9 protein-coding genes are annotated in these 13,445 nt (G+C 67.1%); all 9 read right to left on the reverse strand.

Features of this window, described 5'->3' with window-relative positions:
• The gene (locus FJY73_07590; GenBank protein MBM3320522.1) at positions 1-1,164 is read right to left on the reverse strand and encodes a tetratricopeptide repeat protein; all 1,164 of its coding nucleotides are present in this window, start codon (positions 1,162-1,164) and stop codon (positions 1-3) included.
• A gap of 12 nt (positions 1,165-1,176) precedes the next feature.
• The gene (locus FJY73_07595) at positions 1,177-1,836 is read right to left on the reverse strand and encodes a hypothetical protein (GenBank protein ID MBM3320523.1); all 660 of its coding nucleotides are present in this window, start codon (positions 1,834-1,836) and stop codon (positions 1,177-1,179) included.
• Between the two features lie 53 nt (positions 1,837-1,889).
• Entirely contained in the window at positions 1,890-3,848 is a 1,959-nt protein-coding gene (locus tag FJY73_07600) for a tetratricopeptide repeat protein (GenBank protein ID MBM3320524.1), read from the reverse strand.
• A 77-nt stretch (positions 3,849-3,925) separates the two neighbouring features.
• On the reverse strand, positions 3,926-7,015 hold the full coding sequence (locus tag FJY73_07605; protein MBM3320525.1) for a DNA polymerase III subunit alpha: 3,090 nt from the start codon (positions 7,013-7,015) through the stop codon (positions 3,926-3,928).
• The gene (locus FJY73_07610) at positions 6,978-8,180 is read right to left on the reverse strand and encodes a DNA polymerase IV (protein ID MBM3320526.1); all 1,203 of its coding nucleotides are present in this window, start codon (positions 8,178-8,180) and stop codon (positions 6,978-6,980) included. The genes FJY73_07605 and FJY73_07610 overlap by 38 nt, the downstream gene beginning before the upstream one ends.
• A gap of 264 nt (positions 8,181-8,444) precedes the next feature.
• Entirely contained in the window at positions 8,445-8,699 is a 255-nt protein-coding gene (locus tag FJY73_07615) for a hypothetical protein (protein ID MBM3320527.1), read from the reverse strand.
• Positions 8,700-9,133: 434 nt separating this feature from the next.
• Positions 9,134-10,831, reverse strand: coding sequence for an NAD+ synthase (locus FJY73_07620; protein ID MBM3320528.1), 1,698 nt, complete (start codon positions 10,829-10,831; stop codon positions 9,134-9,136).
• A 397-nt stretch (positions 10,832-11,228) separates the two neighbouring features.
• Positions 11,229-12,041: a ferredoxin--NADP reductase gene (locus FJY73_07625; GenBank protein ID MBM3320529.1), complete on the reverse strand. Its 813-nt coding sequence runs from the start codon at positions 12,039-12,041 to the stop codon at positions 11,229-11,231.
• Positions 12,041-13,445 (reverse strand): response regulator (locus FJY73_07630; GenBank protein ID MBM3320530.1); only part of this gene is annotated, 1,405 nt, incomplete at its 5' end. The genes FJY73_07625 and FJY73_07630, both read right to left, overlap by 1 nt.

Here is a 13,445-nt window from a genome sequence, read left to right on the forward strand (position 1 = left end):
TCATCGTCTTTGCAGATCCGCGAGGCGCTCGCGCGCTTCTTCGTCGTCCGGATGGAGGCGAACCGCGCGCGAGGCGGCGCGAATCGCCTCCTCGAGGCGGTTTTCCCGTTCGTACAGGACCGCGAGCTTCCGCCAGAACTCGACATGGGTCGAGTCGACCGAGACCCCGCGCTCGAGAACATCGATCGCCTCCCGAATCCTCCCTTCCTGGCCAAGGATGAGCCCGAGGAGATCGTAGGCATCCGGCGTCTTCGGATCGAGTGAGAGAAACGAGCGAAGCGACGCCTCGGCTTCGGCGCGATCTCCCTTCAAGAAGAGCGCCAGCCCGAGACACCACTCCGCGTCCGCGTGCGACCGATCGACGGCGAGCGCGCGACGGAACCAACGGATCGCCTCTTCATACTCCCCCTTCGCTGCGTATGCCTTCCCCACGTTTGTGAAATCGACCGCTCCTCCCTTCGCCCGCGCCGCCCTCTCGGCAAGAAGAACCGACGCGTCCCCGTAGCCGGACTCGGAGAAGAGAAGAGCGAGCGCGCTCGATGCGCGGCGATTCGGATCGTCGTAGAGCGGGTCGCGCGCCGTCGTCGCGAGGACCATCGGGACCGCCCGGTCTCGGTCGGCGTTCGCGACGACCCACGGAAGCGTGTGAAGAACCATCGCGCCGAGCAACAAGACCGGGCGAGAGGGCGCGAGAGACGAAGACGGCGGCACGAAGACCGCGGCGATGAGAAGAAGAAGCGGAAAGACCGGAAGGGCGAGCAGATCCCAGTCGCGGCTTCCGAGACGCGGGTCGACGAGGAGAAGAAAGAGAACGCCTCCGAGCGCGGCCGACCCGATGAACCGGACGAGGGGACTTTCTTCGCGGGAAGAACCGCGCGCCGATCCCGAGAACCGGAGAGAGGGAAGGAGCAGCGCGCCCCCGAGGAGAAGGAAGAGCACGTTCCCCGCGAGCGCGAGGTGGTCCCGCGAGAAGATCGAGTAGGGGGCTTCCGACGAGGTCGCGAGCGGAAGGAGGGCTCCCTCCTTCTCGTAGGTTCCCCGCGTCGTGAACACATAGGCGCCGAGAAGAACGAGCGCGAGCGCCGCGCTCGGAGCGGCGAGGCCCGAGCGTCCGCGAAGAAACCGCGCGCCGAAGAGAAGGTAGACGAGGACAAGGGCGTGCATCGGCGCGTAGAGCTACACGTGGCCGAGGAAGAGGACGAGCGCGCCCGAGAGAAGGATCGTGCCGGCGACGAGAACCCGAGCGGACGGATGCGAGGCGATCTCTCGCGCGATCCGCGGCGCGACGCGGAGAACCGCGAGCCCCGAAAGCCCGCTCAGGATGACGAAGGGAATCGTAGGTCCTACCTCCCGACCGCCTGCGAGGAGAAGCGCGTGGAGACCGCGCGCGACGAGGAACGTTCCATACCCGGCATGCCCCGCTTCGTACGGATCGCCCGAGTCGAGGATCCCCGCGATCAAGAAGCCGTCCCCGGAGAAGAGATTCCGCGAGCGAAGGAGAGCGAAGAGGAGGATCCCGATCGCCGTGGCGAACGCCGTTCGCGCGATGCCGGGCAAGGGAAACCGGCGCGCGGCGCGCTCGACAAGCGAGGCGAGCCCCGCTCGCGCCGGAGGAACGAGAAGCAGCGCGAGGAGCGCGAACCATGCCGCCCGCGCCGCGAGCGGAACGAACCGAAGATGGTGGGCTCCCCAAAGGACCTCGGGCATCACGAACGCGGCGAGGAGATGAAGCAGAGCGAGGAAGCCGAGACCGGCGACGAGCGGCCCCTCGCTCGGTGTTCGCGGAGGCTCCTTCTTCGATCGGCAGGCTGCGTCGACCGCGCGCCCGGCCTGCACCCGGCGAACATCTCCCATGGGCCGAGGATAGCATGCCGCGCGGCCTCTCCCACTCAGGGAGCGGGGATGCGGTTCAAATCCTCCGGCTCGATCCGCCGGAGCGCCTCCTTCGCTTCCAAGTTCCCCGGATCAAGCGCGAGCGCGCGGCGAAGCGCGTCCGCCGCCTCGCCGGTGCTTCCCGCACCCGAGAGAAGAATCCCGATCCGGATCCAGCTTTCGGCGTCCGATGGTTCGATCTCCACCGCACGCCGAAAAGAGGCGAGCGCCTCTTCGTAGAGGCGCTTCTCGGCAAGGACGAATCCGAGCGCGCGGTGGGCCTTGGCGTACTCGGGGGCGAAGAGAAGGACCGTGCGGAGCACCTCCTCCGCCCGCCCCGCCTCGCCGAGCCTGAGCAAGGAGTGAGAGAGGTTGACGTAGACTTGCGCGTAACGCGGCTCGAGCTCGATCGCCCTCGAAAGAAGCCGCACGGCTTCCGCGTGATCTCCCCTCCTCGCGCGGCTCGTCCCGAGGTTGAAGAGATTCTGAGCGTCCTCGCGGATCGAGGCCGCTCTCTCGAAGAAGAGCGCCGCCTCGTCGGAATAGCCGGCCTTCGAAAGAAGAACCCCGAACGCCTTCGGCGCGCGCGCCGCGGGGTTCGCGTAGTGAGGATCGCGGATCGTCATCGCCACGGTCATCGCGACCGCCCGATCGCGATCGATCTGCGCGGCGATCCAAGGGAACGAGTGGAGGAACATCGCGCCGGCGATAAGCACCGCCGTTCCCTCCCCCGTTCCGGCGCGCGCCCCAAGAAGCGCGTGTCCGAGCCAGAGAAGACAAGGAAAGACGGGAAGCGCCATCAGGTCCCAGTCGCGACTCCCAAGGTACGGATCGACGAGGAGAAGATGGAGAAGCGAAAGAAGCGCCGCTCCGCCGAGGAACCTCCCGATCCGGCCTTCGTCCTCCGTCCGAGCCCGCACCTCTTGATTCATAAAACGAAGGAAGAAGAGAAGAAGTGCGCCGCCGAGGAGGAGGAAGATCTCGTTCCCCACGAAAGCCGCGTGATGACGGGAGAGAAACGCGTAGGAGTGCGCTCCCCTCTCGAAGAGCGGAAGGAACGCCTCCGAGCCGCCATAGAACTTCTCCGTGTAGCGGAAGATCCCCCACCCCACTGCTGCGCCGGCGAGAAGGAGCGCCCCGATCATCAGGAACCGCCGCCGTCCCGCGGGCGAACCGCGTCCGAGAAGAAGGAGCCACGAGGGAACAACCGCGATCGCCGAGATGTGGAGAAGCACGGCAAGAAGGAGGGCGGCGCTTGGCAGAGCGAGGGATCCGCGTCCGCGGAGATAGCGGACCGTAAGAACCAAGTAGAAGAGAAGCGCCGCCTGCATGAGCGGGTAGTACTCCACGTATCCGAAGAAGAGGAGCATCCCTCCGGAGAGAACGATCGACGCGAAGAGAAGCGCGCGCTCCGCGCCTCCCGAGACGAGAGCGCGCGAGGCGGTCCGGGCGAGGAGAACAACCGAGGCGCCGGCGAGAGTGCTCGTCCCCACGAAGGCAGCCGCGCCCCCGATGTCGGGGAGGACCGCGCGCATCGCGGCATAGATTCCTTTGTGGATCGCGAGCGACACGAAGCCGGCGGCGCCGAGCCCCGTCTCCTCGGGATTCCGCACGATCGACGCGATGAGAAGCCCATCCCCGAGGAAGTGGTTTCTCGTGCGGAAGAGGAAGAAGACGAGCCACGAAACCGCGAAAAGGAGCGCGGCGGCGGCGGTCCGCTTCGCGGCGAGGAAGGCGTCCGCTCGGCGCGCCGCGTCCGCAAGACCGGCCCTCCCCCGCGGAAAGAGGACCGCGGCGAGCGCGACGATCCAGACCGCCCATCCCCACGGCGCAAGAAAGCGAAGGTGGTGCGCGCCCCAGAACCTCCCGGCGAGAGCGAAAGACGCGACGAAGTGAAGCGCGAGAAACGCCCCGAAGGCGAGCCACACGACCGGTCGCACGGAGAGTCGAGCCTCGTTCCCGCGGTTCGTTCTCACGCGCCGGCCCTCCGACCGCATCTTAGCCCAGACGACGCACGCGTTTCCTGCTGCGGCTGCGGATCGCGGCCTCCAGGCTACAGGGGGCGCGGCGCGCGGTCAAACCCTGCCGCGGCGCGCTCCTCTTCCAGCATCTCCCGGAGGATCGGCTCCTCCGCGGCGAGCGAGGCGAGGCTTCGCACGTTCACCGTGCGCGCCCCGTACTGCTCCTCGATCATCCCCTCGATCGCGAAGGGCCCGGGCCCGCGCGCTTCGGCGAGAAACCGTTTGAACACCGAAGGAAAAAGCGTGCACTCGACGAGATCGAACTCATCCTCGATCGTGAGAAAGAGCATCTCCTCCCCTCTCGAGGTCCGCACGCGGCGCGAGGCGGCCGGAATCCCGAGGAGCCTCACCGGGCCCCGGCCGCGGCGGAGAAGCTCGCGCGTATCGTGAAGCCCCGTCGCGATTCCGTTCCCTCGGAGAAGCGCGATCGGATGCGCCGAAACGGCGAGGCCGAGGATCTCGATCTCGTAGCGGAGCCGTTCCTCGAGCGAGAACGCTCGGAGCTTCGGCCGCGCCGGATCGGAAGGGTATTCGTCGAACATCCCCGGGGCCCTCCTCCCTTCCCTCCGCCTCTCCTCGAACGTCGCGAAGAGCTCCCAGAGAAGCTCGGCCCGCTCCGCGCCGGTCGCATCGAACGCCCCGACGAGAACCAGGTTCTCCGCCTCGCGGCGCGAGGGACGCGCGCGCCGGAGGAAATCCGCAAGCGAGCGAAACGGTCTTTCCGCGAGAATCCGCTCGCGGACCGGCGCCGAGAGATTCCGCACGAGCGCGAGCCCGACGCGCACGCGGCCCTCCTCGAGCGTGAACTCCTCCCCCGAACGGTGGACGCACGGAAGAAGCACCTCGATCCCCCGCCGCCGCGCCTCCTCGACATGCGCGCGGAGCGGGTACATTCCTTGATGGTTGTTGAGAAGCGCGACCGCGTGCTCCGCTGGGAAGTTCGCCTTGAGATAGGCGGTCTGATACGCGAGAACCCCGTATCCCGCCGCGTGCGCCCGGCAGAACGAGTAGCCGGAGAAACGGGCGAGGAGCGACCAGATCTCCTTCGCCGCCTTCGGGTGCACGCCGCGCCGGATCGCCTCTGCGAGGAAGCCGTTCGCGAGCGCCCGCATCGACTCCTCGTCCTTCGCCTTCGCGATCCTTCGCCGGAGAAGGTCCCCCTCCTCGAGCGTGATCCCCGCGACGCGGCTCGCCGTCGCCATCACGTCCTCCTCGTAGAGGAGAATCCCGTACGACTCCGCGAGAAGCTCCTCCATCGCCGGATGCGGAACGGCGACCGGCTCGAGCCCGTGCGCGCGCCGCACGAACAGTTCCTTCATACCCGAAGAAGCGGGACCGGGGCGGATGAGCGAGTGCGCGTCGATCGTTCCCTTCATCGAGGAGGAGCCGATCATCTTGAGGAGGTTCCGCATTCCGGGCGACTCGATCTGGAAGCAGCCGAGCGTCCTTCCCTCTCGGAGAATCGCGGCGGTCCTCTCGTCGTCGTGCGGGATCGTATCGAGGTCGATCTCGACGCCGCTCGTCTCGCGCGCGAGGCGGAGCGTCTCGCGGATCGTCGAGAGCGCCCGGTTTCCGAGGAGATCGATCTTGACGAGCCCCGCCTCCTCGATCGCGTGCATCTCGTACTGCGTCACGACGATCCCCTTCGCCGCCTCCTCGAGCGGAACGCAGCGGTCGATCGGACGGTCGGCGATCACGATCCCCCCGCAGTGGATGCCGAGGTGGCGGGGAAACCCGCGGATCGCGTCGGCGAAGCGGAGAATCGCGCCGTACGGCTCTCGATCGAGCGGATAGTCGCGAAGAAGCGGCGACCTTCGGAAGAGCTCGGAAAGGGGGAGATCGGAGACGTGCGGGATCCGGCGGCTCGCGCGGTTCACCGCTTCCTGAGGGAGCCCGAAGGCCCGCGCCGCGTCGCGAAAAGCGGACCGCGGATGATAGTGATGGTGCGTCGAGATCATCGCGACCCGGTCGCGCCCGTACCGTTCGTAGGCGTACTCGATCACCTCGTCGCGGCCCCGCCAGCAGAGATCGACGTCGAGATCCGGCCAGTCGTCGCGGAGCGAGTTCAGGAAACGCTCGAAGTATAAACGATATCGGATCGGGTCGACGCTCGTGATGCCGAGAAGGTACGCGACGAGCGAGCTCGCTCCCGAGCCGCGCCCGACGACCGGGATCCCGCGCGCGCGCGCGAAGCGGACGAGATCGCCGACGACGAGAAAGTACTCGAGGAAACCCATCCGGTCGATCGTCTCGAGCTCCTGCTGAAGACGCCGCGTGATCTCCGGCGTGATCGACGCTCCGTAGCGGCGCCGGAGCCCTTCCTGCGCGAGGGCGTGAAGACGCGCGTAGGGGGTTTCTCCTTCCGGGAGCGGGAAGCGGGGAAAGATCGTCCCCTCCCCCGTCGGATCGAACGCGCACGCCTCGGCGATCGTGAGGGTGTTCGCGAGCGCCTCGGGAACCTCGCGAAAGAAGGCGGCCGCCTTCTCGGGGGGGCGGAGGTACCCTTCCGGAGGCGCGGCCTCCCCCGGCGGGGCCTTGCCGACGAGCGTGTTCGTCCGGATCGCCGCGAGAACCGCGGCGAGCGCTCGATCCTCCGGGGCGCGGAGCGGCGCCGCCCCCCCGGCGACGACCCCGACGCCGAGCCGGCGCGCCTCGCGGCGGCGCTCGCGGACCGTGCGCGCCGCCGCGCCGAAGGGAAGCTCGATCCAGAGGGCGCCCGGCGGAAGAGCCCGGCGGACCGTCTCCGCGAGAGGCCCTCCCTCGGCGAGAACGAAAAGGCCGCCCGCGTTCTCCTCGACCGCGCGCGCGAGGTCGAACGCATCCTCGAGCATCCGGCGCGTCACGATTCGGCAGAGGTTTCCGTACCCCTCCCGGTCGCGCGCGAGAAGAACGAGACGCGCGCCGGAGGCGTCGTCCACCTCCGCCCCGACGATCGTTCGGATCCCGGCCGCGCGCGCCGCCACGCGGAAGAGAATCGCTCCATAGAGGTTGTTCCGGTCGGCGAGCGCCGCCGCGGAGAAGCCGAGCGCGGCGAGCCTCTCCACGAGAAATGGAATCGGCGCCGTCCCGCGGAGGAGCGAGAAATTACTTTGTAAGTGAAGGGGTACGTAGCACGAAGCCATGGCTGTTCCGCTCGAGCTTTCCGACGAGATCGAGGCTCCTTCCCGCGACGACGGACGAAAAACCGAACCGATCCCTCGCCTCGTCGAGCGCGCGGGAGAGGGCGGCGCTCCGCTCCGCCTCTTCCTCGTCGTACAGGTCGGTCTGGCGCGGGCCGCACCGCGCGATGTTCGCGAGCGAGACGCCGACGAGGTGGAGCGCCTCGCGCCGCGCGTAGACCCGCCGGAGGAGGTCGAGCGCCGCGCGGAGGATCGGCGGGTGGAGCGCGGCCGGCTTCGGGAGCGAACGGCTCATCGCCTCCGAGCCGCCCCCCGCGTAGCGGATCCGGATGCCCACCGTTCGCGCCTCGAGCCTGAGGGCGCGAAGCGCGCGCGCCGCCCGTTCGCTGAGGTAGAAGAGCATCCCCTCGATCTCGCGCCGGTCCGACGTGTCGCGGTGGAAGCTCGTCTCGCGCGAGATCGACCGAGGGATCTCCCTCTCCTCGATCACCGCCGTATCCTCGCCGCGGCAGCGCCGGAAGAGGAGATCCCCGTGAACCCCGAAGAGCTTCCGGAGCGCGGGAGCGGGGAACGCGCGGAGCTCCTCGATCGTTCGCACTTGAAGTTTTTCGAGCAGCGCGCCGTACGCGTGCCCGACGCCGGGGAGATCGCGGATCGGGAAGGGGGCGATCGTCTCCGCCTCCGTCCCGGGCGGGATGAAGCCGAGCCCGTCCGGCTTCGCCCGCTTCCCCGCCATCTTCGCGATCATCCGGCTCCGCCCGATCCCGGCGGTCACCGGGAGCCCGGTCTCCCGCCGCACCCGCTCGCGGAGCGCGTGCCCGACGGAAAGCGGATGCCCGTGGAGGCGCTCGGTGCCGGTCAGCTCGATGTACGCCTCGTCGAGAAACGTCTCCACGTTCGGCGAGACGTCGCGGCAGAAGGAGAAGATCCTCTCGGCGAGGGCGCGGTAGGTCGGGTACGAGCCGTCGAGGATGACGACCGACGGGCAGAGGCGCGCCGCGCGCGAGAGGGGCATCCCGTTGGAGAGGCCGCAGCGCCGCGCCTCGTACGAACAGCTCGCGATGACGCCGTTCCCGACGACCACCGGCCGCCCGCGGAGCGCCGGGTTCCGCGCCTGCTCCACCGACGCGAAGAACGCGTCGAAGTCGACGTGCAGGATCCAAGTCACCCGGGATTCTGGACCAATTCCTGCTGCGGCCCACGATCGCGAGCACGGGCTGGGAAGAGCTTTTTCCATGAAGTTTCTCCACTCCTCCCGCGGTTCCGACCGGTTTCTGTAGCGAGGGCCGGGAGCGCGTGGCGAGAGGCCGACCTGGACGAGCCGCTCCCGGAGGCGTAGCCCCAAGCTACGTCGAGGAAGCAGCGACGGAAGAGAGGCCTCGCAGCCCGCGATCCCGGTCCGCAGTAGGAAACCGGGAGGAATCACGGGAGGTCAGCTCTCCAACATCACGAAGTCGAGGTGCCAGCTCATGTCGGCCGAATCGAGATGAAGCTGGTAGACGTCCCCCGCCTCGTCGCTCACCGAGAAATAGAAGAGCTTCCTCCCTCCCTCCCGATCCTCCCATCGCAGGTTCACCTGCTTGACCCGGTGTCTCCGGTCGTTCCGCTTGAAGAGGAGCGGCGTCACCTTCCCCCCCTCGAAGTCGGCCCGCACCTTGATCCGCTCCTGGATCGACTCGACGCGCATCGCTTCGCCCCGTTCGAAACCCTCGAATCCCGGCCTTCTCAATATACTAGACATTTGTCGGGTAATCAAGAAGAAAATCGCCTAGAGATCGAGACGCCTCGGACGGTCCAACTGATTGAAAATCAATAGGTAAAATCGAACCGAAGCCGCCGGATGCGCCTCGCCTCCGGGCCGACCTCCGGGAGCGGAGGGAACCGCCTCGGCGGCCGCGCTACCCGATGCCGAGCGCGGCGAGAGAGAGGGCGAGATACGGGAGGATCAGGATCGAGAAGAACACCTTCTCTTCGGTCGTCCACATGGTTCACCTCTCAAGAAGGGGAGAGCGCGCGCCCGGCGCGGCCGCTCGCGTACGGACGGCATAGGGGAGGCGCCGGGCGCTCTATCCCCCTAGACGAGAGAACCGGCGATTTCGTTGCGGGGAAAAAAGAGAAGCGTCACCGGTACCGGTTCGTGATTGGAAGACGGCGGTCCTTGCCGAACGCCTTCGGCGTGATCTTGAGGCCGGGCGGAGCCTGGCGGCGTTTGTACTCGTTCGCGTCGACCATCCGGAGAACTCTCTCCACCGTCTCGCGTCCGCCGAGCCGCTCGGCGATCTCATCGGCCGAGAGATCGTGCTCGACGTACGCCTCGAGGATCGGGTCGAGCACGCTGTACTCGGGGAGCGAGTCGCTGTCCTTCTGGTTCTCGCGAAGCTCCGCCGAAGGAGGACGCGCGATCACGCTCCCTGGAATCGCCGGTCCGTCCGGCCACGTGTTTCTCCACGCCGCGAGCGCGTAGACGAGCGTCTTCGGAACGTCCTTCAACACCGCGAGCCCTCCGGCCATGTCTCCGTAGAGCGTGCAGTAGCCGACCGCCGTCTCGCTCTTGTTCCCGGTCGTGAGAACGAGCCATCCGAACTTGTTCGAGAGGGCCATGAGGAGGTTGCCGCGAACCCGCGCCTGGATGTTCTCCTCGGCGACGCCGGGCTCCGTCCCCGCGAAGGCCGGCGCGAGCGCCTTCGCGTACGCCAGGGCGATCGGCTCGATCGGGATCTCCACGAGCTCGATCCCGAGGCGGTCCGCCACCGCGTCCGCGTCGGCGCGGGTCGCCGCCGACGTGTAGCGGCTCGGCATCGTGACGCCGATCACGTGGTCCGGGCCGAGCGCGTCCCGCGCGATCGCGGCGACGAGGGCCGAATCCACCCCGCCGGAGAGGCCGATCACGGCGCGCGCGAAGCCGTTCTTCCGGAAGTAATCCCGAGTCCCGAGGAGAAGGGCGCTGTACACCTCCTCTTCCCTCGCCGGCGTTCGGATCGGACGCTGCCGGAGGGGAAGGCGCCGGGCCCCGTCGCCGATCGGCTCGATCCGGATCGTCTCCCATGCCGCTCCCTCTCCGGCGAGCGCAGGCCTTTCCTTCTCGTTCGAAACATCGACATCATAAAGAAGAAGATCTTCCTCGAAACGCTCGGCGAGGGCGAGAATCGCGCCTCCGCCCGAGACGACCATGCTCCCTCCATCGAAGATCAGCTCGTCCTGTCCCCCGACGAGGTTCACATAGAAGGAGGGCGTCCCGCACTTGGCGTTCGCCGCGGCGAGAACCTGGCGCCGGATCTCCACCTTTCCCGTGTGATACGGCGACGCGGAGATGTTGAGGATGAGGTTCGCGCCGGTCTCCCTCGCGCATTCGACCGGACGGCTCCCCACGATCCACGAATCTTCGCAGATGTGAACCGCGATGCGCGCCTTTTCGATGTCGAGGAGAAGACCCTTCTCCCCCGCGCGGAAGTAGCGCCCCTCGTCGAAGACCCCGTAGTTCGGGAGAAGATTCTTCCGATACACGCCGAGAAGACGCCCCTCCTGAAGGACCGCCGCCGCGTTGTGCGCGCCCTCCTCGGTCCGCTCCGGAAAACCGACGACCGCCGCGCTCCCCCGCGTCTCCGCGGCGATCCGCTCGACTTCCGCCCGGCAGTCGTCGAGGAAGCGCGTGCGAAGGAGGAGATCCTCGGGCGGGTAGCCGGAGATCGCGAGCTCCGGAAAGGCGACGAGGTCCGCGCCCTCGCTCTCCGCCCGACGGAGAAACTCGAGCACGCGATTCCCGTTCCCCTGAATGTCCCCGACCGTCGTGTTGATCTGCGCGAGCGCGATGCGCACCATGGCCGCTCCCTCCGGCGCGCGGAACACGCCGCGGGCTTCTTCTCGATTCGGGCGCTCCCGCCGCGCCTCCCCTTCCGCTCCGCGCGCAGGTTCCCAGACTATTCCGCCGCGAGGGCGCGGTCAAGCCAGAGCGCGCCTCTTTGCGCTCGGCGAGGGGCGCGACTTCCTTCTCATCGAGGGCACTCACGAGACCTTCGTGAACCGCCGCCGCGCGCCGATCTCCACCGCGATCCTTGCCTTTTTTCGGTACCTGATACCCTGTTTCCCCGAATTACACGAATCACAGGGAAATCGGGCATCCAATAGGGTATCAGGTACCGAATTACGCGGGCAGGATCCGCGCGTCCGACAACGCCCCCACGGCAAGTGACCGCGGTAAGTCGCCGCCGACCTCCCCCTACCAATATCTTTCGACGTGAATCGTTCCTTGCGGGTTCTTTCGGTGATGCCACTCGGAGAAGCCTCGCTCCCCGAGCTGCATCACCGCATCCTCGACCATCGCGGGGTTTCCGCAGAGAAACACATGATGGCGGGACGGATCGAGCCTCTCTCCGAAACGCTCCTCGAACGTCCCGTCGACGAGGATGAGGTTGACGCGCCCGGCAAGCCCGCCCCAGGGATCCTCGGGACTCGGCCGGGTGATGCTCGGCAGGTAGAAGAAGTTCGAGCAACGCTTTCGGATCGTCTCGAGCTCGTTCCGATACCCGAGATCCCAGCTCTGGCGCGCGCCGTGGAGGATCGCCCAGCGCCTCTTGCCCCCGCATTCCTTCTCGATCTTCGTCCGCACCATGCTGATGTACGGCGCGAGACCCGTGCCGGTCGCGACGAGAACGACCCCCTGGTCCTCGGGGACCGAGTCGAGCGTGAACATCCCGACCGCCTTCGGGGAGACCCAAAGGCGCGCCCCTTCCTCCAGCGCGAGAAGACGCGGCGTCAGCGCCCCGGAGGTCACGAGAACGATGTAGAACTCGAGATGCTCCTCGGTGCTTCCCGAGGCGAGCGAGTATGCCCTCTTGATCAGCTTCTCCGGCTCGGCGGCGGGATCCTCCGGCTCGCTCTCGAGAATCCGTCCCTCGCGGCCGAGAAGCCCAAGGACCGTGTACTGTCCGGGCTCGAACCGATAGGGGGTCTCGTCAGGAGCGATGCGGAGAACGACGAGCCCCTGGTTCAGGATCTCCTTCCTCTCGAGCGTCGCGTTGTACGGATTCATCAAGCCCTCTTTTCCGAAAGAGCGCGCGCGATCGCCTCCTTTAGTTTCTTGAGATCGAAAGGTTTGTAGAGAACCTCGACGACCCCTTCCTTCTTCGCGCGGATGCCGGTGTGCGAGGGGTCGTATCCGTAGGCGGTGATGAGGATCACTGGAAGATCCGGCGCGATCTCCTTCAGTTCAGCCACCACCTCGTTCCCCGACTTCTTCGGCATTCGGATGTCGCTGATCACGAGGTCGTACCTCTTCTCGCGGACCTTCATGATCACTTCCTCGCCGTCCTCCGCATCCTCCACCGTGAAACCGTCTCCCTCGAGGATCTCGCGCAAGAACTTTCGCACATGAAGTTGATCGTCCGCGACGAGAACCGCCGCCGACCGGCTCTCGAGCAGCTTCTGGAGGCTCCGATCGACATCGAGCATCGAAACCCCCTCGAGGTAGGGCTTCGTCTCGTACTCCTTCCCCTTCGCCATGAGCTGCAGCTTCTCCGTGATCTGCCCGATCCGGAGCGCCTCCTCCTGGATCACCCGGAGGCGATACTTCTCCTTCTCGACCTCCCGCTTCAGCCCCTTCTCCCTAAGCACCTCCATCACCTCCGGGTTTTGGTAGAAGCGGCAGGAAAGCTCGCAGGCAGCGAGAATCGACTGGAGGAAGTTGTTCACGCGGTCGGAGAGCATCGCGCCCACCTCGCCGAGCGTCGCGATCTTCTCCGCTTTGATGAGCTCCTGCTCGAGCTTGCGAAGCGGCCGAAGGTCCTTCGAGATGCCGGCCGTGCCGATCTCCTCCCCCTCCGAGTCGTACAGGATCGACGCCGAAAGAGAGACGGGGATCTTCTCCCTCCACTTCGCGCGGAGCAAGGATTCATAGTTGGAAATCCGCCCCGACTCGCCGCCCGGGCGCTTCGCCTCGAGCGCGAAGCGCACCCGCTTCGCTTCCTCGAGCGACGAATAGATGAGAACGACCGAGCGCCCGATCGCCTCGTCCGGGCGATATCCGAGAAGCTTCGAGGCGCCGCTGTTGAAAAGCGCGATCCGCCCGTCGGTGTCGGTCGTGATGATCGCGTCCGGCGAGCTCTCGATCAGCGTTTCGAGATAGGCCCTCGTCCGGCGCAGCTCGTCGATCAGCAAGCTCGTCTCGATGCAGAACGCCGCCTCGCGCGCGAAGAGCTCGAGAACCCGGATCGACTCCGCCGTCGGACGCCGGCCGTCGAAGGGATCGTCGACGGAGAGCGTGCCGATCACCTTCTTCTCCCGGCCGTGAAGCGGGAGGAAGAGCATGTCGTCCGGATGCCAATCGACGAACGAAGAGGCGTCGCGGCGGCTCTTGATCGCACGGCCGAGAACTTCTCGCCCCGTCTGGTCATCGTGGGGGATGAAGTAGGAGCTGCCGAGGCGGAAAGGCTCGTCG

Source organism: Candidatus Eisenbacteria bacterium (genome assembly GCA_016867715.1).
Lineage (GTDB): Bacteria > Orphanbacterota > Orphanbacteria > Orphanbacterales > Orphanbacteraceae > VGIW01.

Bases quoted from the DNA above. Each gene is read 5' to 3' on its own strand.
- FJY73_07605 (MBM3320525.1), bottom strand. From the start codon at position 7,015: ATGGCTTCGTGCTACGTACCCCTTCACTTACAAAGTAATTTCTCGCTC.
- FJY73_07625 (MBM3320529.1), bottom strand. From the start codon at position 12,041: ATGAATCCGTACAACGCGACGCTCGAGAGGAAGGAGATCCTGAACCAG.
- FJY73_07620 (MBM3320528.1), bottom strand. From the start codon at position 10,831: ATGGTGCGCATCGCGCTCGCGCAGATCAACACGACGGTCGGGGACATT.
- FJY73_07590 (MBM3320522.1), bottom strand. From the start codon at position 1,164: ATGCACGCCCTTGTCCTCGTCTACCTTCTCTTCGGCGCGCGGTTTCTT.
- FJY73_07615 (MBM3320527.1), bottom strand. From the start codon at position 8,699: ATGCGCGTCGAGTCGATCCAGGAGCGGATCAAGGTGCGGGCCGACTTC.